Here is a 26,263-nt window from a genome sequence, read left to right as displayed (position 1 = left end):
GGAGGGATGGACCGCGGCGCCAGGGGAAAGGGGGCGCGGCGCCGCGGTCCTGGGCATAGCCCGTATTGGCCGGGTCCATTGGGGGATGGGGTGTCCCGCGGAAGACTAGGACCGGCTTGATTCCATTATAGAAAAGGCGCGCAGGGAAACGCTGCGTTAACGATGAATTTTCGTTATTCCTCAGCTTCCCTGGGCAACGCGGACAAGGTCCGAGACCGGCACGGCCACGCCGCCCGCCATCAGGTCGACCGAGGCCCCCGAACTCAGGACTTCGGTCACCCGGCCGGAGCCGCGAACCGATACCGGCAGGCTGCGGCCGTCTTCGGAAAGACCGCTCAGGGAGAGGCGGTAGATGCCCGCCGGCGCGCTCTGACCGTTGGCAAGTTCGCCGTTCCAGCTGAACGTGCCAGAGGCCTGCCCGCTCTCTACGACATTGCTGTAGACCGTCTGGCCACCGGCATCGAGGATGCTGACCTTCAGATTGGGGACCGTCACCGAACTGTCCCAGGCCCAGCTCGCCGGCTGTTCGCCAAGGCCGGAGTAGGCGCCCTGATATTCGATCGTGCGGCCGATGAATCCGGCGGCCTGCGCGACGTCCTGTGCGGACAGCTGCGCCGAAATGTCCTTGAGCACCTGCGTCTGCTCGATCGACTGTTCGACCTGGGCATATTGCACCAGCTGCTGGGTATACTGGCTCGAATCCATCGGATCGAGCGGATCCTGGTTCTGCATCTGCGTCGTCAGCAGGTTCAGGAACATGTCGAAGTCCGCCGTGGCCTTGGACAGGGCGCTTTCGGTCGGCAGCGACGCCTGCGAGGCCGCGGCAGCGGATGAAATGGCTGTCATGTGGGTGGTCTTTCCTAGGCCATGATGTCGATGCGGCCGTTCGCGACGCGGATGTCAGCCGCCTCGCTCATGGCCTGCGTGGAGGCGTCCGAAGTCTCGCCGAGATCCGGGGAGGAGGCAGCCGACGCGCTGCGGCGCTGGCCTTCGCCGGACCGTCCGCCGCTGAAGTCCAGGCTGTTCGCATCGGTGCGAACGCCGGCATCCTGAAGTGCGCGCGTCATCTCGCCCGCTTCCCTGCGCAGCAGGTCGAGCGCGGCGGCGTTGTCGGCCGAGAACAGGGTCCTCAGGGCGCCGGTCTCGTCGAAGCCCAGGCGGATCTCGACCCGTCCGAGATCGGCGGGTTCAAGCCGCACGGTAAGCTCGGTCTGACCGGCCTGGATCCGCTTGGTGATTTCTAGCGACAGGCCCTGCCCCATGCGCCCGGACTGGGCGTGAACCTTTGGCATGTTCGCCTCTGCGCGTTGCAGGGTTTCCGTCGTCACGCGTTCGCTCGTCCGCTCTGCCTGCACCTCGCCAAGCTGCGCGTCCGGCAGATGATCGGAAAATGTCTCGCCCAGGGGCGCCTTGGCGGCGTCGGGTCCAGCTGCAGTCGTAGTGGCCTGAGCGGTGGCTGGTCCCTTTTCGGCGCCCGTCTGGGTATCTGCGCGCGCACCGGCGTCTGACCGGGCAGCACTCTCGGCGGTTCGTGAACTTGCCGGTGCGCTTTCCAGCGCATCGGCGTCAGAATCGGCGCTCTCCGGGGCCGCCGCCACAGGGTCCTGGTACGCTGCCAGCGGTTCGGCGGACTGCACCGTCTGTGCAGCGACGTAGCTGTCATTCGCGGCCATGGGCTGAGCGGCGTCGTCGGCAGCGGAAACGTCCCGCGGCTCGTTCGCGGCGTCAGTGCTGACAGGTCCAGTCTTGGCGTCCATGGTCTGGGTATCGATGCGGCGGGAGCCTGCAGCGGATGCGGACGGCTCGGCGTGGGTCTCGGCATCTGCCGCGACGTCGCCGTTTCCGGCGAGGGCGGGAGCGGGGGCGCGGGCTTCGGCGCGATCGCCACCGGCACCGGCCACGCGTTCGGCGGAGGCCTGCTCGCCCTTGGCGGAAGTCGGAGGAGCTGTCCCCGGACGGCCATTGCCGACATGCTGGGGCGCTGCTGCGGCGTCTTTGGCGCGCGTCGCAGCCGCAGCGGCGCGTTCAGTCCCGCCCTCTGCCTGCCGGGCCACGTCACGATCTGTCGAGGTGGCCGCCTGGGCGTTCGGCTGTTTGACGTCCGCGGAGGATGCCTGAGCGGGTACATGTTTCGCAGGTGTCGCAGGCGTCGCCGCCGAAGTGGTCAGCTTGCGTGCCGGTCGCTCGGCCGAGGCGCCATCGTCGGCGCGTGTCGCTTCGGTCTCTGCAGCAGCGCGGTTCGCGGCGGAGGGGGTTTCCGTGGCGGGCGCAGGTGCTGCGGTCGCAGAATTAGGGCGGGTGCGGGACGCCCCCATCAGCGCTTCGGGCGCTTTTGTGGCGCTCGGAATGCCGCCGGCGTCGTCTTTTACGGCGACTTGCTGCGCTGTCGAAACGGTGCTCGCTTGCGAGGGCGGTGATGCTGCAGTTGTCGGTGCGGGCGCTGCCGTCGCTGGCGGGGTTGCCTCCTTAGCCGATGAGGGCGCCGCACCCGGTCGTGGGGGAACTGCCTCACTCGATGTCGGCTCGGCCGAGCGAATGGCTTCCGGCGGGGCGCTCTGGAAAGCAGTCGGCGCAGCTCCGGGCGGGGCAGGTACGGATGTCGCGCTTCCCGCCGCTGAGGCGATTGCGGTCATCGACGACAGTGGTGTCCCCTGGGACGGCAGCCCGAAGGCGGAGGCGAGTTGTCGCGCGCTGGCTGTGACCGGGTCCCCGGCTACCGGCTGCATCGGCGGAGCCGCAGCCACGCCGCGTCCGGCAGGCGAAAGCAGGGCGGCGAAGGGCGCGCCGGCCCCCTTGCCCGTGCCCGGGACGGCGGAAACGGACGGTACGGCCTGGCCGGTCACTGCCGGAGCGCCGGTCGGCGCGGAAAAGGGGAAGGCAATATTCAAGCGTCGGGTTCCCGAAAGGGTTTGAGTCTATTCTAGGAAAGTTTCCGCAGGCGCGGGGGCGCCTTCGATGGTTCCGAGCGCACGCACCCGCGACCGGCTGTGAACTTCGTTCTGCGACAGCACGACCGTGGCGGGCCGGATACGTTCGATGATCGAACGGACGAACGGGCGAACGCCGGGGTTGGTCAGCAGGCAGGGAACCTGGCCCTGCTGCGCGAACCGGTCATAAGTGTCGCGGATGGCAGTGATGAAGGCCTGCAGCGCGGCCGGCGGCATGGCCAGCTGTCGGTCGTCGCCCGTGCCGATGATATTCGCCGCGAAGGCTTCTTCCCATGCCGGGGAGAGCGTCACCACGGGAATGGAACCGTCGATCATATACTGCGCGGAAATCTGCCGCGCGAGGCGCGCCCTGACATGCTCGGTGATCATCATCAGATTGCCGCTCATCTGCGACGCCTCGGCCATGCCTTCCATGATGGTCGGGATGTCGCGGATGGACACACCCTCTCCCAGCAGGTTCTGCAGCACCCGCTGGACGGCGGACATGGACATCTTGTTCGGCACCACGTCGTCGACCAGCTTGGCGGTGTCGCTATGCACCTGCGACAGCAGCTTCTGCGTCTCGGTATAGGACAGCAGGTCGGAGATATTGTCCTTTACCACCTCGGTCAGATGCGTGGTGATGATGGTTCCGCAGTCGACCACGGTCAGGCCGCGCAGGCCCGCCTCGTCGCGCAGGCTGCGTTCGATCCACAGGGCGGGCAGTTTGAAGACCGGCTCCTCGGTCGGCTCGCCGCTGATGCCGTCGACGCCGCCGCCGGGATTGATGACCAGCAGCTTGTCGAGACGGGCCTGGCCGCGCGCAGCCTCCGTTTCGCGGACATAGACAATATATTCGTTCGGCTGCAGCGCCAGATTGTCGGTGATGCGAACCGACGGCAGCACGAAGCCGTAGTCGAGCGCCATCTGCCGCCTGAGTGCCTTGACCTGGTCGTCGAGGCGCGGCTCCTGGTTTTCGCCCTTCACGATAGGCAGCAGCGCGTAGCCGATCTCGACGCGCACGGCGTCGATCGACAGGGTCTCGCTGATCGGCTCCTCCGCTTCCAGAGCAGCCTTTTCCTCGGCAGCGGCCTTTTCGAAGGCAGCCTGCACTTCGCGGTCCTGCGCCCGCTTCGACAGCGTCCAGGCGGCATAGCCGGTCGCGCCGGCGAAGGCGGCGAAGGGAAGGAACGGCATGCCCGGCATGAACGCCATGATGGCGGTCAGCCCCGAAGCCATGCCGAATGCCTGCGGATAACGGCCCAGCTGCTCGCCGAGCGCAGCCCCCGTCTTGCCGCGCATGCCGCCCTTCGACACCAGCAGGCCGGCCGCCGTCGAAACGATCAGCGCCGGGATCTGGCTGACTAGCCCGTCGCCGGCGGTCAGGATGGTGTAGGTACGGAAGGCCTCTCCGAATTCGACGCCGTAGATGGCGACGCCGACGATCAGGCCGACGATGATGTTGATGCCCGTGATCAACAGGCCGGCGACGGCATCGCCTTTCACGAATTTCGAGGCACCGTCCATGGCACCGTAGAAGCCGCTCTCGGCCTCGATTTCCTCGCGCCGGGCGCGCGCGTCCTTTTCGTCGATCAGACCGGCGGACAAGTCGGCGTCGATGGCCATCTGCTTGCCCGGCATGGCGTCGAGGCTGAAGCGCGCTGCCACTTCGGCGATCCGCCCCGCACCCTTCGTGATGACCACGAAGTTGATGACGACGAGGATTGCGAAAATGGTCAGGCCGATGACCGTTTCGCCGCCCATCAGGAACTCGCCGAAGGCGGCGATGACGTTGCCGGCCGCCTGCGGACCCTCGTGACCCTTGCCGAGGATGAGCCGCGTCGAGGCCAGGTTCAGGCCCAGCCTCAGCATCGTGGCAATCAAAAGGATGGTCGGGAAGGCGCTCAGCTGCAGCGGCTTCTCGATGAACAGCGCGGTCATCAGGATCATGACCGAAAAGGTGATCGACAGGGCAAGCCCGAAATCGAGCATCCAGCCCGGCATGGGGAACAGCAGCATGGCGATGATTGCCACGACGCCGCCCGCAAGGAACAGGTCGCGGCTCTCGCCGATACGCTCGAACAGCGCCGCGAAGAGGGCCGCTCCGACTGCCTGGTTGCCGCTCATCTTGGGTTATCCGGCCGGGTGTACGGGAATGCCGGCTTCGGCGAAGCTGCGCAGCTTGTTGCGCATCGTCCGGACGGAAATTCCCAGGATGTTGGAGGCGGAGGTGCGATTGCCCTGGCAATGCTCCAGCGTCTCGAGGATCAGGGCGCGCTCGACCTCGTCGACCGTGTGGCCGACCAGGCTCGAAATCGGCTGCCCGCTGACGCTGCGCATGCTCGGCTGTTCGGCGAGCGGCGTGCCGTCCGCCAGGACGAGGTGGCGCGTTTCGATCGCTTCGGCGTCCGACAGCAGCACTGCGCGGTGAACCAGGTCTTCCAGTTCGCGGATATTGCCGGGCCAGGTATAGCCGGCGAGCAGGCGGTGAGCCTCCTCGGTCAGGCGGCGAAGGCCGGTGCTATCCAGCTCGGAGTAGCTCTGCGTGAATGCGTCGGCCAGCAGGCGGATATCCGATCCGCGGTCGCGCAGGGGCGGAAGCTTGGCCTGAACGAAGCCGAGGATTTCGGCCAGGTCGGCGCGCAGCCGTCCCGCCCTCACTTCTTCGTCCGGGTTGGCGGCCGTCGTCGCCGTGATCCGCGCGGTCAGCGCAATCCGTTCGCTCCCGCCGATGCGTACGAAGGACCGGTCGCGCAGGCTGCGGCTGAGCTGGGACTGGTTTTCGAGGCCGAGATTCTCCAGCCCGCGCAGGACGAGCGTGCCCTCCGCAGCCTTTTCCAGACCGCCGCGGCGGGTTTCCCGGGCAGCGGCGAAGGCCCCGGCTTCATGGCCGAACAGTTCCGATCCAACGATGTCCTGTGGCCCGCTGCACTCTACGACGACGAACCGGCCGCTGCGGCGAGAGGCCTCGTGCACGGCATGGGCAAGCATCGTCTTGCCGGTTCCGCGCTCGCCGGAGAACATCACCGGGGCCGAACTTTCCGCAACGCTGAGGCTGAGCGAGACTGCCTTCCTCAGCGCCTCGTCCTCGCCGTGAAGCTGTACCGGAGGGCGCTCGATCAGCGAATTTATGGCCGCAACGATCAGGTCGCGCTGCGGCGGCAGGGGGACATAGTCGCGCGCACCCGCCCGGATGGCCGCGACGGCCTGGCGCGCCGGCGCATCGACCCCGCAACCCAGGATTGGCACCACCATCCGCTCGGCTTTCGCCTGCGAGTGGAACGCGCCGATGTCGAGCGAGACGTCGATCAGGGCCAGGTCGGCGCCAGAGGTGCGCAGTTCCTGGAGACCCGCCTCGATGTCGGCGTTGATCGAGACCTCGGCGCCCTCGTTATAGGCGATCGCCGCGGCTTCCAGGATTTCGCCCTGCGACGGCGCGATGATCAGCATCCGGATGGAGCGTGGCATGGTCTAGCTGTCCTGCCGCACGACTTCGGTCAGCGTGACGCCGAGCGAGGAGTCGATCATGACAACTTCGCCGCGCGCGATCAGCCTGTCGTTCACATAGACGTCGACCGGTTCGCCGACGCGGCGGTCGAGCTCGACGACCGCGCCCGCTTCCAGTTCCAGCAGCCGTTCGATGCGCATGCGCGACCGGCCGAGGACGACCTTCACCTTCACCGGCACATCGTGCACGGCGAGGAGGCTCGACCGCAGGCCGCCCACGCCCTTGGCCTCGGCCGGAGCGGCGTGCTCGGCACGGGCGTCTGCTGCTGCGGTGGCCGGATCGGAGGCTGGCTCGGCAGCTCCCAGATCTTCGAAGGCCGGGGTGACGGCCACGTCGGCAGGTATCTGTGTCATGTTCGCTTCGTTATCCATTGCCTGTCGAATTTCCTCAGCTGTTCAGCCAGTTGCGGATTACTACCGCGGCCTCGGACGGGCTTTCCGAAATGGCATCGCCCACCTTCATCACTGCGTCTTCCGCGACGCTTCCGGCGAGCTGGCGCCGTGAGATTTCCTTGCTCAGCTGGTTCTGCGCGGCGGCGGTCTCCTCCGGCCCTTCCAGCGCGGCGGCCGAGCCCTCTGCTCCCTGCGCGCCGTTTTCGTTCACCAGATCGATGGGATCGCTGCCCGGCAGAGCCGCCACCTCCGCACCGGCCGCCGCGAGCGCTTCGCGCGGCTTCATCATGCGCAGGGCGATCAGGCCGGCTGCGCCGATCAGCACCAGCTTCAGCAGGTCGACGATCATGTCGGTCGTGACGAAGCTGAACATGCCCGGTTCGCCCAGCGGTTCGAAGGCGGTGTCGGTAAAGGGCATGCTCTCGACGACGACCGTATCGCCGCGCTCGGCGTCGACACCGACCGCCGTTTCGACCAGCCGCGTCAGGCGCTGGATATCCTCGGCTGCAAGACCCTCTTCACCGCCGTCGATCATCACGGCCACGGACAGGCGCTCGACGGTGCCGGGACCTTCGGTCACGATGCGGCGGGTCTGGCTGTTCTGGTATGTCGTATCCTCGGAGCTTTCGGTGCGCGCGGCGGCCCGGGTCGGCCCGCCAGCACCGGCGGCGTCGAAATTCTCGGGCAGCTGGTCGGCAACGGTGGCCGCCTCGTCGGCGCCCGCATTTTCCGTGTCCTGGTCGCTAGATTCGACGCTCACCTGGCGTGCGATCACCTGCCCGTCGGGATCGAAGATATTGGCTTCTTCGCGCATCACGCGGCGATTGATCCGGGCGGAGACCTTGGCGCGCACCTTGCCCAGGCCGACGATCGGCTCGAGCAGGGCTTCGACTTCGGTCCGCAGCCGCTCTTCAAGCGCGAGCTGGCGCTCGTCGGCCTCGGCCGCGCCGATCTCCCCGGGTGCGCCGGCCCGCGCGAGGAGCGCGCCGGTATTGTCGACGACGGAAACCGACTCCACGGTCAGTTCCGGGACGGCGGACGCCACGAGGTAGCGGATCGACTGCACCGTCTCCGAGGGCAGGCGGCCTCGCGTCGCCACGGTGACGGCGGCGGTGGCCTTGCGGCCTTCGGCAGCGAACATTGCCCGCTCGGGCATGACGATGTGCACGCGTGCGCGGGTGACGGCCTCCAGGCTCTGGATCGAGCGGATCAGCTCGCCCTCCAGCGCGCGCGTCTCGTTGAGGCGCGCACGGGAGGCGGAAATGCCGAACGGCTCTTCCTCGTCTAGGATATCATAGCCGATCTTTCCACCCAGCCGCTCGCCGGCCATCTGCATGCGCAGGTCGGCAAGGCGGTCCTGCGGTGCCATGATCGAGGTGCCGTCGGCGGAGAGTCGGAAGGGGATGTTCTGCGCCTGCAGCTGCTCGGAGATGGACTGCGCTGCCCCCGGATCCAGATCGGTGAACAGAAAGCCCATCTGCGGCGACGATCCGCGTACCGCGACGAACGTCATGCCGGCGAGCAGAAGCACGGCGACGCCGCCCATCATGGCAAGGCGGCGCGCGCCCAGGCTCTCGAGAAATGTCCGAAGTCGCTCCACCAGGCTTCCCACAACTGCTTGGCGGGTCCGTACGGCCCGCTTTCCTTCTTAATAGGAGGGGCGGGCGAGCCGGGTCTGGCTGAGGGGGGAAAAATTTGCCGGGTGGGAAATAAGCGCCCCTCCGGCCTAAAAGCTATTCGGCGGCGGGGAACAGCGCTTCGAATTCGCGGCGCACGGCATCGGCGCGCGTTTCGGCCGACAGGATCAGTTCGCCCTGGCCCCAGTCGATGCGCGCATCGTGGCGGGCAAGCTCGGAATCGGGGACGACCACGAGGTTCAGGCGGCGCCTGTCGCGGCGCTGCCGCTCGGTGACAAGCGCTTCCACTTCGCCTGCCATGGCGGGATTGACGAAGATGCGTAGCTCGTCGCCGCGGGCGGCCTGGGTCAGGGCGCGGCCGATGGCTTCGTCGATGGTTTCAGCAGGCGAATCGTTCAACGCCCGGCCGGCAATGACTTCGGCTGCCGTGCGCGCGATCGTGGCCGCCTGGCCTTCCAGGCGTACCGTGGCGCTGTCGAGGGCATCGTCGAGGTGGCAGAGCTGGTCGAGAACGGATCGGGCAAGGAGGCGCATGTCCTCTTCGCGCTTCGCCCGTTCCTGCGCGGCGCCCGCTTCGAACGCTTCTGCGCGCACCCGCTCCAGTTCTTTCTGATGGTCCTGCATCTCGCGTTTCAGGCGAGTCAGCTCGGCTTCGGACTCGGCCAGCTTCAGATGCAGGTCGGCCGTGCTCGCCGGCGTGTTCGCGGCTGGCGAGAAAATCCGGTCGAACTCGAACTTCCGGACCGAACTGGAAAGGGCCGAAGACATCTCTGGTGGCTTTCCGCGCTCAGACAATCATCGACTCTTCGCTGCCCGGATCGACGAGCGCGATTTCGCCCCGTTCGGCGAGCGTCTTTGCAAGCGCCACGAGCGCGCTCTGCGCCTCTTCGCAGTCGCGGGCGCGGACGGGACCCATGGTCGCGATGTCGTCGCGCAGCATCTTCGCGGCGCGCTCGGTCAGGGTGCCGAAGAACAGCTCCCGCATTTCTTCCGTTGCGCCCTTCAGGGCCAGCGCCATCTGGCGCTTGTCGGCGTTCTTGACGATCGCAGCGAGCGCGGTCGGCAGCAGCGTCGCCAGGTCCTCGAAGGTGAACATCAGCTGGCGGATCCGTTCGGCCGAATCCGGGATATTCTCTTCCAGCGCCGTCAGCAGCGCCTCTTCGTTCGATCGGTCCATGGCGTTGAAAACGTCGGCCATCTGCTCGTGCGGATCGTTCGTCTGGGCGCGCGACAGGTTGTTCATGAATTCCGAGCGCAGCGTCTGCTCGACTTCGGTCAGCACCGACTTCTGCACATGGTCGAGCTTCAGCATGCGCTGGATGACATCCACCGCGAAATCGCGCGGCAGGGCGCCAAGTACCCGTGCGCAGTGATCCGGCTTCAGCTTCGACATGATGACGGCGACGGTCTGCGGATATTCGCTGCGCAGATAGGCCGCCAGGACGACCTCGTTCACGTTGGACAGCTTGTCCCACATGGTGCGTCCCGATGGGCCGCGAATGTCTTCCATGATCTCGTTCAGCCGGTCCTCGGGAACGACGCCGCGCAGCAGGCGCTCGGTCGTTTCAAATGAGCCGTGCAGGGACTTCATATGCCCCATCTCGCCGGAGAAGGTGACGAGCAGATGCTCGGCGACATTGGTCGGAACCCGGCCCAGCTGGGCGATCGCCGCCGACAGTTCTTTCATTTCGTCGACCGACAGCTCTTCCCAGATGGGAGCACCCATTTCGGGCCCGAGCACAAGCATGACGACGGCCGCGCGCTGCGGTCCCGTGAACCGCTTCAGCTCGGCCGGCTCGCCGACAAGGTTCGTCCCGGTCATATCGTCTCCGTGAAAAAAGAGCGCCCTTGCCCGCCCCTCGGGCTCGTACCGGCTTACTATAGGAGGAGTTCGGGGCTTCGTCGGTGAAGGTGGGAAAAATTTTATGAACCTCTCGAACGCTCTGATCGGCTACTCCCTGCTCTCCGGTACCAATGCGATTGCAGGCTATTCGGCGCTGTCGCCGGCCTTCGAAAGCCAGCGTGTCAGGGATGCGAAGGCGCTCTTCACGCTGCCCGGCACCACGCCGCCCTGGAAGGTCGAGGGCGCCGAGTCACCCCAGGTCAGCGCAGTGCGCGCCCTTCGCAGCTTCATCGACCCGCCGACGACCGGCCCCGACAAACTGCCGGGCGACGTGCAGACGACCTTCACCACCTACAAGGCGCTCGACCGCCTGAAGGTGCTGGCCGAGGCGGCGAACAGTTCCACGGCGAACGACGCGGTGAGGGCGCGGCTGAACGAGACATTCACCAAGGGGTTGGCAGAGCTTCAGGGATTCCTGGCGGGCGCCGCCTCCGACAAGCTCGACCTCTCATTCGCGCGGCCCTCCAGCCGGGCGGAGACCGTTCCCATTCGCGATCAGGGCGCGGCGATGGAGATTGCCGGGACGGGGGTTGTGCCGACACGGGATACGCCGCTTCCGGGCGTTTCCGGCAGCGAGGTGCTGCAGATCACGATGTCGAAGGCGGGCGGGGTGACGGATACGGTCACCGTGGACCTCTCGACCACACCGCAGCCGCCCACTCTCGACAGCATCGCCGACGCGCTGAACAATGCCATCTCGGCCATTCCGCTGATGGGAAGCGACGGAAATCCGGTGCTCGATGCGGACGGCAATGTGTTGCCGCGCTGGAAGGTCGTCCTGACGGCCGAGAAATTCGGCGACAAATGGGGCTTTTCGATCAGCCGTCTGGGCTTCGAGACGATTTCGATCGATCAGGTCGGCGCCGCAGATGCCTTGATGGTCGCCGCCGACCGGTCCGGACGGGACGAGCCGACCGAAACGCAGATATTCCGCTTTTCCGACCCGGCAGCAACGCTCGACCCGGCCCGGCTTGCCACCGTGACGGCGCTCGACAGCGCGGGCGAGGAGAAGGCGGCACTCACGGCGCCGAAACCGGCCTCCGATGAGGAGGAACCCGCGCCTCTGACGGCTCCGCGCGCCACCGCGGCTTCGGTTACCGATGCGCAAGGGTTTACATATCTGATCGGCTCTACGAGCGGCGACGTCGGCAGCTCGGTCGCCACCGGCCGTGAGCGCATGGTGCTGAGCAAGCTCGACAGCGAAGGCAATACGGTCTGGGAGCGTGCACTCGACTCGGGCGGCGAGCTTACGGGTGCCTCGCTCAGCCTGTCGGCGCAGGGCGGGGTCGTCGTTACGGGCACGGTCAACGGCCTCTTCGACGGCGCCAATACCGATGGGGATCTGCTGGTCGCCCGTTTCGGCGCCGACGGATCGGAGGCCTTTTCGACGGCCGTGCGCGCTATCGGCGCAGACGAAGCGCTTGCGGTTTCGACCGCCGCCGACGGCTCGGTCGTCGTGGGTGGCCGGTCCGCGAGCGGCGACGCTGTGGTTGCGAAGCTGAGCGCCACGGGCGCGCTCCAGAGCCGCCAGCTGCTGGATTTCGGCGGCAGTGAGCGTGTGCGCGGCATTCAGGTCGAGGCCGACGGCAATGTTCTCGTGCTCACGCAGGGGGACGGCAATGGCTGGGTGCGCCGGCTCGACGGCACGGATTTCTCGAATGTTCTTCAGAGCTATGATCTCGGCACGCAAAGTGTTTCCAGTCTTGCGGTAGGCGATGACGGTACCGTTGCGGTGGGCGGTCGCACCATTGCTGCAGACGGGTTCTACGAAGGGCGCGTCACGCTGCTCTCGGGCGATCTCGTCACTGCAAACAGCCTGTCCATCGACACGCCGGGCAGCGATCAGGTCGACAGTCTCAGCTTCATGAACGGCAAACTCTACGCCGGCGGGCGCACGAGCGGCGATTTCGGAGATGGACGGCTCGGCGCGGTGGATGGATTCGTCGCGCGCATCGACGTGGCGGGCCAGGCAGTCGAAACCGTCCAGCAGTTCGGACGGCCGGCGTCGACGATGGAAGCGGTCCATGTCTCTGCGGCTGCCGGAGGTGCCGGCATCCTTCCGGCGCTCGGCCTCCATCGCGGCACGCTCACCCCGAACGAATCCTCGCGGCTCGTCGACCAGACTGCGCTGCGGGCGGGCGACCAGTTTGTCCTGCGCGTGGGCGACGGCGCGCAGCGTACGATTACCGTCGAGGCCGGAGATACGCTGCAGGACTTCGCCGACCGGATCACCAACGCCGCCCGCGGCAAGCTGACGGTGATGACGCCGATCAAGGACGGCATGCGATCGCTTCAGATCACTGCCAAGGCGGGCGAGGACATCCAGCTGATCGCGGGCACGACCGGCCGCGACGCGCTGTCGAAGCTGGGACTTGCGCCGACGCGGCTGGCCGCGCCCGACCTTCCCGACGACGATGGACCGAAGGTCCGTCCCGGCGGCGCGTACGGCCTCGACCTTACGTTGTCGCTGTCTCTCGATACGGAAGCGGATGCCGCGCTGGCGCTCAAGCGGATCAAATCGGCAATCTCCACGTCCCAGTCGGCCTATCGCTCTCTATATTGGGACGATGCGAAGGCAAAAACTGCCGACCCCATAGCCAGCGGCGCGTCGGCGTCTCGCTGGAACACCGTCGCCGCCAACTACCAGGCCGCACTGGACCGGCTCTCGTCGGGCAGCGGCTCTACCATCATGTTTGGAGTCTGACATGAATAGTGGTTCGATCGCACTGTTTTCCGGCATCAAGGACCGCATGAGCGGCCTGTCCCAGCGCCAGAAAGTGGTTTCGGAGAACATCGCCAACAGTGAAACGCCGGGCTTCCGCGCGCGCGACGTGAAGTCGCAGGACTTCAGTTCTTTGCTGAACAGCGTCTCATCCGGAGCATCGTCTGCCGGCGTCAGCAAGCCTACTGTTCAGATTACATCCAGAATGTCTCAGTTAGGGGCGGCCCAACATCATGCCGGAAATACAGTAGAAGTTCGGGACGGAATAGAAACGAAACCGAACGGAAACAATGTCAGTCTAGAAATGGAAATGCTGAAAGTAGGTCAGATTCAGGCTGATTTCACTGCCATGACCAACTTGTACAGGAAGAATATCGGCCTGATCAAGACTGCCGTAGGGTCTGGCGGTAGGTAAATATCTGATCGCCATAACTTTGCCCGGGCCGACGTTCATGTTATGGACGATGAGTTTGCATGCGTATGGAGGTTCGGCTTGGGGAGCTGGGACAAAGGCGGCGTTCTCGTCGTCGAGGACGAACCGGACTTGCTTGGCGAGCTTATCGAGCTTTTCGATTTGCGCGGCTATTCGGTAAGAGGAGTTAACTGCGCGGAAGACGCGCTCGACTTCATGCATTTGGGTCGCGAGGCCATTGCTATTATTTGCGACTTAAACCTTCCTGGCCGTTCGGGTATCGAATTCCTCGCCGACATAGGTATAAACCCGGAATTGCGAGCAAGCATCTCATGCTTCATCCTCATGACTGGGCATATGGATCTGGAAGCAGGCGCCCGCGCGATCGTTGATCGGTATGGGGCCACGGTCCTGACGAAGCCGATCAGCGCACGCGAACTGCTCCCACTTGTCGAAAGCAAGCTCGGGGCTGCGGATACGCGCTGTCATGGAAACGCGAACGAATGACCGGATCGCGCCGCTTGCCCTGCGGTCTTCCTTGTCGCGCCAGGTCGGGACCTTCAACCTGACCCGGCTGCGCTCGCGCTTGGAAAGCGTCAGCCCGCTCGTCCTCCTTCTTTGGGCGATCGGCGCCGTCGCAGCCCTTCTGGCCAGTTGCGAGCGCATCGTCATCGCGCCGGGAATGGAGCTCTACCTCGCTCCGTTTTTCTATTTTCTGGTCTATCGCTGGTTCGGGTTCCGCTGGGGCGTTCTGGCGGCCTTCGTCTTCAGCCTGCCTTCGCTCATGTGGTGGGGACATTGGTTCACCATCGGCTTGTCGGTCGGCAATGTCGTCTTCCTTGGTCTCCTCAGGAACCGGATCCAGTCGCTCGCCCTGAAGACGTTCGTCTATTATCTGACGGTGGGCGCATTGGCGTCCTACCTGTTCCTGACGCTTCATTACGATGCTCCGGGCATCGTCATCCAGGTTTCGATGCTGCGAAAGCTTCTCACCGACGTGATGCTGGCGGCGCTGGCCGATGCCGTCACACTGGCGCTGGCCCGGAACTGGCGGACCGGAAAACTGCAGCTTCGGCGGTTCATCTATCTGCAGGAGGTTCTTCCCGCGAGCGTCCTGTTCGTCGCCATGCTTGGCGGTCTCGCGGTCCTCCTATCCGGTGTCCGCGATTTCCCCGCCGCCTTCGAAAGCGAGCAGCGTCACGTCTATCACGAGATTGCGATCCAGGCCTTGCGCGGCAATCTGCAACCGGGCCCCACACCGATCTACTGGCCGCTCCACGACAACGGCTCCGAAGTGGCCGTCTCCACGAGCCTCGACGCGTTGCGCGAGCCGGAGGTTCTGTCCCGGCTTGGCTGTGATTTCCTCGACCGCGACCGGGCGGACGGAGGCGCGAACGATCGGAACACCTTCGCCTACTGGCTGCGGGCCTGCATCGCCCAGAACGACACGAGCAACGGGGTCGACTACGCGTTCCTCTATCCGACTTCCTCAATCTATCAGGGGCTTTTCGCGAACCTGCTGGAGAAGTTCCGCCTGCCGGCCATGGCGGTCGGCCTCCTCATTCTGCTCGTCATCAGCCTTCAGCGCCTTCTGCGCAGTTCGCTTGACGTGTGGACCGATGTCGTCAGCAACTTCGCCAATCCAGACCTGAAACGGCCCAAGGGCTTCACCTTCGCGGAATTCCGCATTCCGATCGGCCAGTTCGTCGAGGAGAACAACCGCCATGCGTCGCTGCTTGCCGAGCGTCAGCGGCTGGTGACCGAGGTTCGTGACCTGCAGAAGAATATCAACCTGCAGCTGCTGACGGAGATCGCCTTCGACCCGCGGCGCGGTCTTCTCGTCTATCAGCGCATCAACCTCGAGGGACCGACCGCGCCGTCCCGGATGCGGGTTCACCCGAACGACCTGAACTCGCTCGAGGCGCGCGAGGGCGACGAGAATATCTATGTCGAATTTCGCGACGCGGACGATCCGGACACCTGGTATCTGCTGATCGCGCGTGAAGGGCGCGGCAACTACTGGATGACCGGCTGCCTGTTCGAGATGCGTCAGCACAAGCTGGGCCGCGAAACCCAGATGCAGCAGGCGCGTCTGATGGAACTGGGCGGTATGGCCTCTGCGCTCAGCCACGAATTGAAGCAGCCGCTGTTCACCATTTCACTCTCGGCGGAGAATGCCGAGTTCATTCTCGAAGACGAGGACTCCCCGCGGGTCGCCAAGGCCAAGGTAAAGCTTGACCAGATTGCCGAGCAGGTGAAGCGCGCGCGCTCGATCATCGATCGCATCTCGCGCTATGCGCGGGTCGATTCGGCGCGCGAAGAAGTCGTCGACTTGGAGGACACGGTCAATTCCGCTGCGGGGTTCATGCGCCCGCTTCTGGTTCAGAAGAATGTGCGCCTGCAGGTCGCGCTCTCGTCGACATGCTGGATGATCATGTCGAAGGTCTGAAGCTGCTCGAGGAAGTTCATCGCGAAACGCTCGTCCGAGACGAGGACTTCGGCCATCTGTTCCAAGAGAGCTCGCACATGGCGGATCTCCTCCGCGATCGCGGATTGCAGGAATTTCGCCAGGTGATCGGTTGATCCGGCTTGGGCGGCCGCCTTGATCGACTGTGGTTGTATCATCTCAAAACAGCTCCACTTCTCCGGTCTTGGGCGCCTCGGGCTGCCGCATCGGCGGCGCGGCGTCGGCGCTGACCGCGATGCAGCGGGCACGGCCTTCGCAAGGCATGAATTCCAGCTTCCTGGCGCAGGTGCCGCCCAGGTCCGTATGGACCAGGGTGATCCCTTCCATCTCCAGGAAGCCGATGGCGAACTCGGCATTGTCGGTGCCAATGCGGCCTAGGCCGGACATCATGTTCGCGCCGCCGTACAGATGCGCCGCCAGTCGGCGCCGTTCGACGCCGCGACGCATCAGGTCGTTGATCAGCAGCTCCATGGCGTGGACGCCGTAGCGCTGCATGTCGCGCGGGTTGATGACCTGGTCGTTCGCCGGCTTGCCGAGGAGGAAGTGGTTCATGCCCCCCAGCTTGGCCTGGCGATCGTACAGACAGACCGACACACACGACCCTAGGATGGTCGTGATCACCGTGTCGGGCTGGTCGGAGACCGCATATTCGCCCTGTATGATAGGAATGCGCGCCATCGATCAGTTCAGCGGACCGAAAACGCGTTCGATCTTTTCCTTCAGAACGGCGGGAGTGAAGGGCTTCACGACATAGTTGTTCACGCCGAGCGCGGCAGCCTTCTGTACGACATCCTTCTCGGCAGAGCCGGTCAGCATGATGAACACGGTCTTGCCGATGACGGGGTCCTTGCGCACCTCGCCCAGGAACTCGATGCCGTCCATTCCCGGCATGTTGTAGTCGGAAATGATAAGGTGGACGCGGTCGTCGCGGACCGAGGCCAGCGCCTCGCTGGCGTCGCCCTTGTCGCGCACGTCCTTGAAACCGAAGTCCTGCAGGGACCTGCGGATCATGGCCCGCATGCTGGCCTGATCGTCGACGACCATGACTTTGATTGCCGAAGCGGCACGCATTGCCTGCCCGAGGTCCGTGACTTCGGAGGCGTCGATGCGGTCGACCGTGCCGTCGTTGAGGAGCGGCCAAAGCTCCTTCGCGACCGTGAGATTACAATGTGGCGGCAGCTTCACGCTGCCTTGGTCATGCTGGAGCGGCATTGAGATCGGCCTTTGCTTCGTCGAGAGCGGTTTCGAGTTCCTGGAAGGAGGGGGCGTAGGTCGACGGCGTCATGCGTCGGGCCAGCTCCACGGCAACCTGCGTCGGCAGGCCGTGGGCGTGAGCCACGATGGCGACCTTGACGAGGTCGAACATCTTCGCGTCGTCGTCGACGGTGGCGTGAAGCTTGGACGCCAGCGGACCGACCACGCAGTAGGACAGCAGCACGCCTAGGAAGGTACCGACCAGCGCGCCGCCGATCATGCCGCCCAGAATTTCCACCGGCTGGTCGATCGACCCCATGGTCTTGATCACGCCGAGCACGGCGGCCACGATGCCGATGGCCGGCAGGCCGTCGGCCATGGTCTGCAGCGCATGCTGCGGCGCCAGCTCTTCATGATGATGCCGCTCGATATCGGCTTCCATGGCCGCCTCGAGCTGGTGCGGGTCCTCGAAGCTGACCGTCATCATGCGCAGATAGTCGCAGATGAACTCGACCAAGTGATGGTCCTTCAGCAGCTTTGGATAGGCGCCGAACAGCGAGCTGTCGTGCGGATTGTCTAGGTGCGGCTCGATTGCGGTCGCGCCGCCCTTCTTGAATGTCGAAAGCAGTCCGAACAGCAGCGTCAGCAGGTCCCGGTAATCGGATTCCTTCCAGCGTCCGCCTTTGAAGCTGCGGCCGAGGCCTTTGGCCGCTGCCTTCACGGTGCCCATCGAGTTGGACACGAGGAAGGCGCCGAGGGCCGCGCCGGCGATGGCCATCATCTCGTACGGCAGCGCATACAGCACGATGTCCATCTTGCCGCCGGCGAGGATGAAGCTGCCGAAGACGCAGCCGAGAATGATCAAGAACCCGATGCCGTTGAACACGGTCGTTCCTTCTGCGCTGTTTGGCCCAATATCCCGAAATTATAGGCGACTGGACTTCGGACGGCGGGGGCCGGCGAAACAAATTCTGTTTCACCGGCGGCGAAATTGCGGGGCTAGGAGGCCAGCCCCTCGATCATGGTGCAGTTCACGTCGATCAGGTCGTCTATGGGCTCACGTCCGGCGATGACGTCGCTGGTGAACTTGTCGACCCAGATGGCGAGCGAGATGATGCTGGCCCGAAGCTGCTGCGGCAGTTCGTTCCCGCGGGCACCGCAGGCCGAGGAGAAGGCAGTCCAAACTTCCCGGTTGTGGTGGAGCACGGGCATCAGCGCGACACCCTTCAGACCACTGTCGCGTGCGGAAATCATCCGGCCCGTGACAAGGTTGAGAAGCCGGCGCTCGGTATCCCGCGGCTGCTCGATAATTGTGCTCGTCTTCTGATAGGCGGCAAGCGACATAGGATCTTCCTGTCGTTTCTACGCTTCTATTCTAGGCAGGACTTGCGCCGGACGCGGGCGTCCGGCGGCAAGTTTTTCCTCCTGCTCAGAACGCGGTCCATTCGCCTGCCGGCTGGGACGCCGCGGCATGCGCCAGCGCCGGGCCCGCCGGTACGGCGCGCGTCGCGGGTGTGGACGGCGCGGGAAGCGCGGCAGTGCGGGGCGTACTGCTGACGTCGCTGCGGGACAGGCCGAGATCGAAACGGGCCGCCTGCGAGGCGAGTTCGTTCACTTCGCTCGAGAGGCTGCGCGCGGCGGCGGAGGTTTCCTCGACCATCGCGGCATTCTGCTGCGTGGATTTGTCCATTTCGCCGATCGCCGAGGAGACCTGGGTCAGCGCGCTCGACTGCGCTTCATTGTCCTTCGCCATCGATCCCAGTAGTTCGTGCACGGCGCTGACCCCGGTCGAAATCTGCGACAGCGCGCCATCGACCTTCTGGACCGCGTCGACAGCCGTTCCGATGCCGGTCTGCGTCAGGGTTAGCTGCGCACGCGCGCTCTGCGCCTCTTCCTCGGCGCGCATGGCGAGCGCGGAGACGAGGTCGGCGACGACGGCGAAGCCGCGGCCCGCTTCACCGGCGCGGCCTGCCTCGACCGCGGCGTTCATGGCGAGAACGCGGGTCTGGAAGGCGATCTTGTCGAGGCCCTCGATAACGGCATCGATGGCCTGCGCATTCTCAGAGACGCGCTCCATCGCCTGCACCGCGTCGCCGGTCACCTGACGCCCGCTCGCAACGGATTCCGTCGCCTCGTTCGCGCGCTCGACGGTATTGCGCGCCGCGGTCGCGGAAGCTTTCACCCGTCCTTCGACTTCGACCAGAGACGCTGCGGTCTGTTCCAGGCTGGCAGCGTTCGCTTCGGTGCGGCGCGCCAGGTCTTCCGACGCCTGCATGATCTCGCCCGCACTGCCGCGGATCGAGGTCGTGCCTTCGGCGACCGAACCGACCAGGTCGCGGAGCTGCTCAAGCGCGCGGTTATAGCTCGCTTCCAGCTCGGCGAAGCTTTCCGGCAGTCCGTTGACGGCGCGGGTAAGGTCACCCTGTGCGAGCGCCGACAGGCCGTCGGCAAGCGCGCTGACGGCGGCTTCGCGGTCCGCCTGGGCTTCCTCGAAATAGACCGAGACCGACATTTCCATGTCGAGGAGCGCTGCCTTTACGAGAGCAACCACCGCGTCCGACTTGCGCGAGCGGCGCAAAAAGGCCGGCAACCAGGCGGGGCCGCCGCCAATGTCTCTGATCAGGTTTTCAAGAACAAGCCCATAGGCGCCGATGTACAGGCGCGGTTCCAGGCCGATACGCGCATGAACAGACCCGATGCGGCGCACGCTGTCATAGTAATGATCGTCGAAAGTTCCGGAAGCGAGCCGTTCCCAATGTTTCGCCTGAGCGGACTTTGCCGTGCGCATATGCGATGCGCTGCTGAAGAACTCGGCTGTTTCCGGGGTTGCTTCGACCTTGCGGTAAAACCGGTCGAGAGCCTTGTCTATACTCGCGGCGACCCGCCGCTGCATGCGCGACAATATGGACCGCTGCCGCTTGTCGAATTCCATGAAATCCAAGCGAGATTGAATTTCTTGCTTCACTATGGCCTCCTTAGCCCCGAAAACTTGATGGGACTCTATAGGATGCCGCCAGATGGGGGATTGCCGCTTGGAGTTATTTTTAACCAAAAAGCTACTCAGGTTAATCGCAAATAGGTAAAAAATCTATTGCGCAAATATACTCATAATTTGGGATCATGTACTTATAAATCGGGCCCCGCCTGCGGGAAATGCAGGCGAGGCCCTTAAGCTTTCATGATGACGTCGGCTGCGGTCAGAAGGCCGTCCAGTCCCCGTCATTCGCAGCGCCGTTCGCCTTGGCGGCGACCGGGAGCGCCGGGGCGGGCTCGGACGTGCGGCTCGGCAGGCTGATCACGTTGCGACTGGTGGAGGAGGTTCCGCCCGTCTTGAACCGTCCCGCCTGGTTGCTCAGCATCTCGACCTCGCCCGACAGGCTGCGCGCGGCGGCGGAGGTTTCCTCGACCATCGCGGCATTCTGCTGCGTGGACTTGTCCATCTCGCCAATGGCTGCGGCGACCTGGGTCAGCGCCGAAGACTGCGCCTCATTGTCCTTCGCCATCGAATCAAGCAGGTCGTGGACCTCGCTGACGTCGGAGGAGATGTCGGCAAGCGCGCCGTCGACCTTTTCAACCGTTTCGACCGCCGACTGGATACCCGTCTGGGTCAGGGTCAGCTGCTCGCGGGCATTCTTCGACTCTTCCTCGGCGCGCATGGCGAGCGCGGAGACGAGGTCGGCGACGACGGCAAAGCCGCGGCCCGCCTCACCGGCACGGCCTGCTTCGACCGCCGCGTTCATGGCAAGGACGCGGGTCTGGAAGGCAATCTTGTCGAGGCCCTCGATGACGGCATCGATGTCCTTCGCATTTTCGGAGACGCGGCCCATGGTGCGGACGGCCTCGCCGGCCACGCTGCGGCCTGCGCCGACGGTAGAGATGGCCTTGTCGGCGCGGTCGACGGTACGACGTGCGGCCTGGGCGGAGGCTTTCACCCGGCTGTCGACTTCCACCAGGGAGGCTGAGGTCTCCTCCAGGCTGGCGGCATTCGATTCGGTGCGCCGCGCCAGGTCTTCCGACGCCTGCGTGATTTCGTTGGAGCCATTGCGGATGGCCGCGGCGCCTTCGGCGACGGATCCGACCAGTTCGCGCAGCGATGCCAGCGCATCGTTATAATTGCTCTTCAGCTCGCCATATTCCGGCGGGAATTCCGCCGTGACATCGCTGGAGATATCGCCTTCCTTCAGGGCCGAGAAGCTGTCCTTCAGGGTGCCGACCATCGCCTTCAGCTTGCGCGATTCCTCTTCGCGCACGGCGTTGTTCGCCCTCTCTTCGGCCAGGCGCCGGGCACCTTCTTCCTGCGCCTGCGCCAGGAAGGCGACCGTGCGCTGGGCAAGCCAGACGAGGGCGGCGGTCTCGACGACAAGGATGACGGCGTGAAGCCCGACGCGAAGGACAGACCCGCCGTTCAGGAAGACCCATTCCGGGGCGATGATGCTCAGGCCGACATGATGCAGTGCAACGAGAACCGTGCCCGCCAGGATCGCCTTCAGGTCGTAGACCATCACGACCGTCGCAAGGATCGCGAAGAACAGCATGTGCAGGTCGGTCTGCCAGGCGAAGCCCGCGAAGACATAGAGGAGCAGCGCCGGCATGGTCAGCAGCGCCAGCGTCATGGCGATGCGCGGCCCGCTGCCGGCGGCTTTCGTGACTGCGGCGAACGCGGGATACGCACATAGCGCCAGTGCGATCGGCGCCGCGAGCCAACGGTCACCGCCCACGACGATGGCGGATATGCAGACAATCAGGGCAAGTGCCGCCAGTTCGGCGGCCAGCAGGCGCATTCCTTGTGCGCGCAGATCGTCCAGAGTGATATTGGTCATTGAACGGCTCCGGTAAGCTTAGGCACATCCGCGAAAGGGGATGGCGAGAACGAGTTTGCGAAAAGGCGACGGCGACGCGGCCAGCGCATCCCTGTTGGCCCAGACCGCCAGAGATCCGGCGTAGGGACCGGGACCGAGGGGCCGCGCGTCGGCGCCGGCGGCGTAGGTCACGGCCTCTGCCGCGCTTGTGTGCTCTAGGGGCAGGATCAGCATCGGACCCTCTGCAGGCGGAAAGAAGATCAGACCCGCGCCCAACGTCACGACGGCTGCATGCATTCCGATCGCGGCGCGCGTTTTCCACGCGGCCGGGAGCGGGAACAGTCGGTTGCCGGGGCGTCGGCCGGTCATGATGGGCGATGTCTCCATCCGGGTTGAGTTTTCTTCCGGCCTTGAAGAGGGAGTCCCTCCCGGCGCTCTGGGGGTTCCATCACCATAATAGAAGGTGCGCGGCCGCCTGTGGGTGCTTGGCAAGCTTTATGCCTGCCGTGTCACTGTGCCGGCCGGCAGTTTTCCCAAAGGGAACGCCCCGCCCACCATATTTGGCGGACGGGGCGTATGGGGACCGGGGGGTGAGGGGAGCGTCCTCCGGTCGTTAGAAGGCGGTCCAGTCTCCGTCTGCGGCATGGCCGTTGCTCATGGCGGCGACGGGCAGCTTGGGCGCCGGGTCGGCGGCGGGCTGGGACGTCATCACGATGGGCTTGGCGGTGCGGACGGTGGACCCGGCGGCGCCGATGCGGAAGCGGCTGGCCTGGTCGCTCAGCTGGGTGACCTCGCCCGACAGGCTGCGCGCGGCGGCGGAGGTTTCCTCGACCATCGCGGCGTTCTGCTGGGTGGCCTTGTCCATGTCGCCGATCGCGACCGACACCTGGGTCAGGGCATTCGACTGCGCCTCGTTGTCCCGGGCCATGGAGCCGAGCAGTTCGTGCACCTCGCCGACGCCGGTAGCGATATCGGCAAGCGCACCGTCGACCTTGCGGACTTCCTCCACGGCCGACGAGATGCCGGTCTGGGTGACGGTCAGCTGTTCGCGGGCATTCTTCGACTCTTCCTCGGCGCGCATGGCCAGCGCGGAGACGAGGTCGGCGACGACGGCGAAGCCGCGGCCTGCCTCACCGGCACGGCCTGCCTCGACGGCGGCGTTCATGGCAAGGACGCGGGTCTGGAAGGCGATCTTGTCGAGGCCCTCGATGACGGCGTCGATGTCCTGCGCATTTTCGGAGACGCGCTCCATCGCCTGCACCGCGCACTGGGCGACGCTGCGGCCCGACCCGACGGTCTCGATGGCTTCGTCGGCGCGGGTGACGGTCTGGCGGGCGGCCTTGGCGGTGGCCTTCACGCGGCCGTCGACCTCGGTCAGCGACGCGGCGGTCTCCTCCAGGCTGGCGGCGTTCGATTCCGTCCGCCGCGCCAGGTCTTCCGACGCCTGCATGATCTCGTTCGAGCCGTTGCGGATCGCGCCCGCACTGTCCATCACCGACCCGATCAGCTCGCGCAGCGACGCAACCGCGTCGTTATAATTGCGCTTCAGCACATTATATTCGCCGGGGAAGTCGGCGGAGATGTCCGCCGTCAGGTCGCCGTCGGCCAGCTTGTGCAGCTGTGCGGCGAACGTGTCGACGACAACCTGCTGCTCCGCCGCACTCTTGGCGCGCTCTTCGGCAGTGTTGCGGAAGGTCTGCATGGCGACGGTCATGCGTCCGACGCAGTCCTTATAGTGGGTGAACTCGATCGGGGAGGCCAGGTCGCCGTCGGCCAGTGCTTCCATGCGCACGACGGTCGAGACATAGGGATGGCAGATGGCGCTACGGAACCAGAAGCCGCAGATCAGCGCGATCGCTGTCGTAGCGAGCCCGACGGGGAGTGCCACGGCCGGACCGAAAATACCGGCAAGGGCGGTGATGGCAGTCAGCATCGTCATAAACCCGAAGCTGACCAGCATTTTCAAGCGGATGGGAGCGTCTGCGATAAACCAGTTCATGAGTTATTCCCTCTTCCAGATTGCGCGCAGGCCCCGTGCGCATCCAAAATTATTTGTGCTGCTTGCTATTTTACGAGGGAATTCTCGGACTGACGTAAATTAACCAGAAAAATATTGCGATTTTTCGCCCACAAGGCCTGGGAAATTAATTCAGGGTGCGGCAAATACCCTCGGATTACGTATTAGTAACTGCTTGACCCGCAGCGTTTCCTGTTCTGGCGCATCGCTTTGCGTAACCCTCGGTCCCGCCGCGTAGGGTGCAGCCGAGCATCAGAAGCCTCAAAATAAAAAAGCCCCGCCCGCCATATTTGGCGGACGGGGCGTATGGGGACCGGGGGGTGAGGGGAGCGTCCTCCGGTCGTTAGAAGGCGGTCCAGTCTCCGTCTGGGGCATGGCCGTTGCTCATGGCGGCGACGGGCAGCTTGGGCGCCGGGTCGGCGGCGGGCTGGGACGTCATCACGATGGGCTTGGCGGTGCGGACGGTGGACCCGGCGGCGCCGATGCGGAAGCGGCTGGCCTGGTCGCTCAGCTGGGTGACCTCGCCCGACAGGCTACGCGCGGCGGCGGAGGTTTCCTCGACCATCGCGGCGTTCTGCTGGGTGGCCTTGTCCATGTCGCCGATCGCGACCGACACCTGGGTCAGGGCATTCGACTGCGCCTCGTTGTCCCGGGCCATGGAGCCGAGCAGTTCGTGCACCTCGCCGACGCCGGTAGCGATATCGGCAAGCGCACCGTCGACCTTGCGGACTTCCTCCACGGCCGACGAGATGCCGGTCTGGGTGACGGTCAGCTGTTCGCGGGCATTCTTCGACTCTTCCTCGGCGCGCATGGCCAGCGCGGAGACGAGGTCGGCGACGACGGCGAAGCCGCGGCCTGCCTCACCGGCACGGCCTGCCTCGACGGCGGCGTTCATGGCAAGGACGCGGGTCTGGAAGGCGATCTTGTCGAGGCCCTCGATGACGGCGTCGATGTCCTGCGCATTTTCGGAGACGCGCTCCATCGCCTGCACCGCGCACTGGGCGACGCTGCGGCCCGACCCGACGGTCTCGATGGCTTCGTCGGCGCGGGTGACGGTCTGGCGGGCGGCCTTGGCGGTGGCCTTCACGCGGCCGTCGACCTCGGTCAGCGACGCGGCGGTCTCCTCCAGGCTGGCGGCGTTCGATTCCGTCCGCCGCGCCAGGTCTTCCGACGCCTGCATGATCTCGTTCGAGCCGTTGCGGATCGCGCCCGCACTGTCCATCACCGACCCGATCAGCTCGCGCAGCGACGCAACCGCGTCGTTATAATTACGCTTCAGCTGGGCATAGGCCGGGGCGAATTCTACATCCACATTGGCGGTGAGGTCACCTTCGGCGAGGGTAGCAAGGCGTTCGGACAGCGTGTCGACCACGACCTTCTGCTCCTTGTCTGCCTCGACCTTCTCCTGGCCGGTGTCGCGAAAGACGTTCAGGGCGCGGGCAATCGCGCCTACCTCGTCGGCCCGGTCCGTACCCGTAATGTCGATGTTGTAGCGACCCGCTGTCAGATCATCCATCTGACGCGTCAGGCCTTCCAGCGGCTGGGTGATCTGCTTGCGCACGATCCAGAGTACCGTGCCGCCGATCAGCAGCAGGCCCAGGGCGGACACGATGATGAGCTGCCACGTGGCGAAGCTGGCGTCGGACTTGGCTTCGGCGACGCCGAAAATCAGGGCTTCGCGCTGTTCATCCACGATCTCGGTCAGCGCCGCATCCATCGTCTCGAACGGTTCCTTCGCTTCGTGCTGCAGAACGTCCTCGGCTTCGTCGCGCATGCCATCATACCACAGGGCCGGGATCTGGTCGGTCGCGGCGCGGTACGTCGCCATTTCCCGCTCGACGATCGCCAGGTTCGCGGCATTCTCGCCAGACAGCATGGGGCGCACCTTCTCGAAATAGCCGTCGACTGCACCGCGCTCTTCGGCGATCTCATCCATGAAGACTTCGAAGTCGGGCGCGTCGTTCTCGATCACGGTCTGGAACCAGATCTGGTGTTCGCGGGTCTTGGCCTCATTCGCTTCGGAGGCGATCTCCAGGATGAGTGCGGTCTCGCCGGCGAGCTTTTCCGTTACTGCAGCGTTCTGGTTGAGCGTGATCGTGCCATAGGCGGTGATGAAGATCGCCAGCGCCACGAACAGGCTGAGACCCGCCGCAATTTTCGCGGAGATCTTCAGATGCGAAAACTTTTCTAACATATCAGTTCCTTGGGCAATTTGGCTTCGGTTTGGATCGGCTGCTAAGCCAGGAAGCGACCGCCGCCGATCCTCGCCGACGGATTGCGTCACG

Annotated in this window: 23 protein-coding genes; 6 read left to right on the top strand and 17 right to left on the bottom strand. The window is 65.1% G+C overall.

Features of this window, described 5'->3' with window-relative positions; genetic code table 11:
- Window positions 1-180 precede the first annotated feature (180 nt).
- Together KCN53_RS11325 and KCN53_RS11320 are read right to left on the bottom strand one after the other, a co-directional pair.
- The gene (locus KCN53_RS11325; RefSeq protein WP_088712340.1) at window positions 181-846 is read right to left on the bottom strand and encodes a flagellar hook assembly protein FlgD; all 666 of its coding nucleotides are present in this window, start codon (window positions 844-846) and stop codon (window positions 181-183) included.
- A 14-nt stretch (window positions 847-860) separates the two neighbouring features.
- Entirely contained in the window at window positions 861-2,315 is a 1,455-nt protein-coding gene (locus KCN53_RS11320) for a flagellar hook-length control protein FliK (protein WP_172406216.1), read from the bottom strand.
- 220 nt (window positions 2,316-2,535) lie between these two features.
- On the opposite strand from KCN53_RS11320, the gene KCN53_RS11315 reads away from it, so the two are divergent.
- Window positions 2,536-2,913, top strand: coding sequence for a hypothetical protein (locus KCN53_RS11315; RefSeq protein WP_143712217.1), 378 nt, complete (start codon window positions 2,536-2,538; stop codon window positions 2,911-2,913).
- Window positions 2,914-2,915: 2 nt separating this feature from the next.
- Here KCN53_RS11315 and flhA read toward each other — a convergent pair whose 3' ends face one another.
- From flhA to KCN53_RS11285, 6 genes are all read right to left on the bottom strand, one after another.
- Window positions 2,916-5,054 (bottom strand): flagellar biosynthesis protein FlhA, encoded by a 2,139-nt coding sequence (gene flhA / locus KCN53_RS11310; protein ID WP_088712342.1) that lies wholly within the window; start codon window positions 5,052-5,054, stop codon window positions 2,916-2,918.
- A gap of 6 nt (window positions 5,055-5,060) precedes the next feature.
- Entirely contained in the window at window positions 5,061-6,395 is a 1,335-nt protein-coding gene (locus KCN53_RS11305) for a sigma-54-dependent transcriptional regulator (RefSeq protein WP_088712343.1), read from the bottom strand.
- Window positions 6,396-6,398: 3 nt separating this feature from the next.
- The gene (gene fliN, locus KCN53_RS11300) at window positions 6,399-6,788 is read right to left on the bottom strand and encodes a flagellar motor switch protein FliN (RefSeq protein WP_088713419.1); all 390 of its coding nucleotides are present in this window, start codon (window positions 6,786-6,788) and stop codon (window positions 6,399-6,401) included.
- A gap of 34 nt (window positions 6,789-6,822) precedes the next feature.
- Complete coding sequence (gene fliF / locus KCN53_RS11295; protein ID WP_088713420.1) at window positions 6,823-8,427, bottom strand: flagellar basal-body MS-ring/collar protein FliF; 1,605 nt, start codon at window positions 8,425-8,427, stop codon at window positions 6,823-6,825.
- A 133-nt stretch (window positions 8,428-8,560) separates the two neighbouring features.
- Window positions 8,561-9,232 carry a FliH/SctL family protein gene (locus KCN53_RS11290; RefSeq protein WP_088712344.1) on the bottom strand — a complete coding sequence of 224 codons (672 nt, stop codon included), beginning with the start codon at window positions 9,230-9,232 and terminating at the stop codon, window positions 8,561-8,563.
- 19 nt (window positions 9,233-9,251) lie between these two features.
- On the bottom strand, window positions 9,252-10,286 hold the full coding sequence (locus KCN53_RS11285; protein ID WP_088712345.1) for a flagellar motor switch protein FliG: 1,035 nt from the start codon (window positions 10,284-10,286) through the stop codon (window positions 9,252-9,254).
- A 103-nt stretch (window positions 10,287-10,389) separates the two neighbouring features.
- Between KCN53_RS11285 and KCN53_RS11280 the strand changes: the two genes are divergently transcribed.
- From KCN53_RS11280 to KCN53_RS11260, 5 genes are read left to right on the top strand one after another with little or no spacing between them, the layout of a single operon-like run.
- Entirely contained in the window at window positions 10,390-13,071 is a 2,682-nt protein-coding gene (locus tag KCN53_RS11280; RefSeq protein ID WP_088712346.1) for a hypothetical protein, read from the top strand.
- Window position 13,072: 1 nt separating this feature from the next.
- The gene (gene flgB / locus KCN53_RS11275; protein WP_088712347.1) at window positions 13,073-13,504 is read left to right on the top strand and encodes a flagellar basal body rod protein FlgB; all 432 of its coding nucleotides are present in this window, start codon (window positions 13,073-13,075) and stop codon (window positions 13,502-13,504) included.
- A 42-nt stretch (window positions 13,505-13,546) separates the two neighbouring features.
- Window positions 13,547-14,008, top strand: a complete 462-nt coding sequence (locus KCN53_RS11270) for a response regulator (RefSeq protein ID WP_088712348.1) — start codon at window positions 13,547-13,549, stop codon at window positions 14,006-14,008.
- Entirely contained in the window at window positions 13,989-15,950 is a 1,962-nt protein-coding gene (locus KCN53_RS11265) for a histidine kinase dimerization/phospho-acceptor domain-containing protein (RefSeq protein ID WP_088712349.1), read from the top strand. Before KCN53_RS11270 ends, KCN53_RS11265 begins: the two co-directional genes overlap by 20 nt.
- On the top strand, window positions 15,923-16,084 hold the full coding sequence (locus tag KCN53_RS11260) for a hypothetical protein (protein WP_172406217.1): 162 nt from the start codon (window positions 15,923-15,925) through the stop codon (window positions 16,082-16,084). The genes KCN53_RS11265 and KCN53_RS11260 overlap by 28 nt, the downstream gene beginning before the upstream one ends.
- A gap of 43 nt (window positions 16,085-16,127) precedes the next feature.
- Here the strand turns inward: KCN53_RS11260 and KCN53_RS11255 are convergent, their stop codons facing one another.
- The 9 genes from KCN53_RS11255 to KCN53_RS11215 all read right to left on the bottom strand — a co-directional run bounded on the left by KCN53_RS11255 (window position 16,128) and on the right by KCN53_RS11215 (window position 26,172).
- Complete coding sequence (locus KCN53_RS11255; protein ID WP_088712350.1) at window positions 16,128-16,646, bottom strand: chemotaxis protein CheD; 519 nt, start codon at window positions 16,644-16,646, stop codon at window positions 16,128-16,130.
- Between the two features lie 3 nt (window positions 16,647-16,649).
- Complete coding sequence (locus tag KCN53_RS11250; RefSeq protein WP_172406308.1) at window positions 16,650-17,039, bottom strand: response regulator; 390 nt, start codon at window positions 17,037-17,039, stop codon at window positions 16,650-16,652.
- Between the two features lie 124 nt (window positions 17,040-17,163).
- Complete coding sequence (motA, locus tag KCN53_RS11245; RefSeq protein WP_088712351.1) at window positions 17,164-18,048, bottom strand: flagellar motor stator protein MotA; 885 nt, start codon at window positions 18,046-18,048, stop codon at window positions 17,164-17,166.
- Between the two features lie 113 nt (window positions 18,049-18,161).
- Complete coding sequence (locus KCN53_RS11240; RefSeq protein WP_088712352.1) at window positions 18,162-18,506, bottom strand: flagellar biosynthesis regulator FlaF; 345 nt, start codon at window positions 18,504-18,506, stop codon at window positions 18,162-18,164.
- An 85-nt stretch (window positions 18,507-18,591) separates the two neighbouring features.
- The gene (locus KCN53_RS11235) at window positions 18,592-20,127 is read right to left on the bottom strand and encodes a protoglobin domain-containing protein (RefSeq protein WP_224199621.1); all 1,536 of its coding nucleotides are present in this window, start codon (window positions 20,125-20,127) and stop codon (window positions 18,592-18,594) included.
- A gap of 232 nt (window positions 20,128-20,359) precedes the next feature.
- Window positions 20,360-21,982 carry a methyl-accepting chemotaxis protein gene (locus tag KCN53_RS11230; RefSeq protein ID WP_088712354.1) on the bottom strand — a complete coding sequence of 541 codons (1,623 nt, stop codon included), beginning with the start codon at window positions 21,980-21,982 and terminating at the stop codon, window positions 20,360-20,362.
- An 18-nt stretch (window positions 21,983-22,000) separates the two neighbouring features.
- On the bottom strand, window positions 22,001-22,330 hold the full coding sequence (locus KCN53_RS11225) for a hypothetical protein (protein ID WP_143712218.1): 330 nt from the start codon (window positions 22,328-22,330) through the stop codon (window positions 22,001-22,003).
- A gap of 244 nt (window positions 22,331-22,574) precedes the next feature.
- Complete coding sequence (locus tag KCN53_RS11220) at window positions 22,575-23,960, bottom strand: methyl-accepting chemotaxis protein (RefSeq protein ID WP_224199620.1); 1,386 nt, start codon at window positions 23,958-23,960, stop codon at window positions 22,575-22,577.
- A 361-nt stretch (window positions 23,961-24,321) separates the two neighbouring features.
- A complete protein-coding gene (locus KCN53_RS11215) occupies window positions 24,322-26,172 on the bottom strand; it encodes a HAMP domain-containing methyl-accepting chemotaxis protein (RefSeq protein ID WP_224199619.1) in 1,851 nt (616 codons plus the stop codon).
- Between the last annotated feature and the right edge of the window lie 91 nt (window positions 26,173-26,263).

This window comes from Pacificimonas aurantium (genome assembly GCF_020092905.1).
GTDB lineage: Bacteria > Pseudomonadota > Alphaproteobacteria > Sphingomonadales > Sphingomonadaceae > Pacificimonas > Pacificimonas aurantium.
Note: the sequence above shows the minus strand (reverse complement) of the source record. Positions and strands in the feature narration are given on the sequence as shown.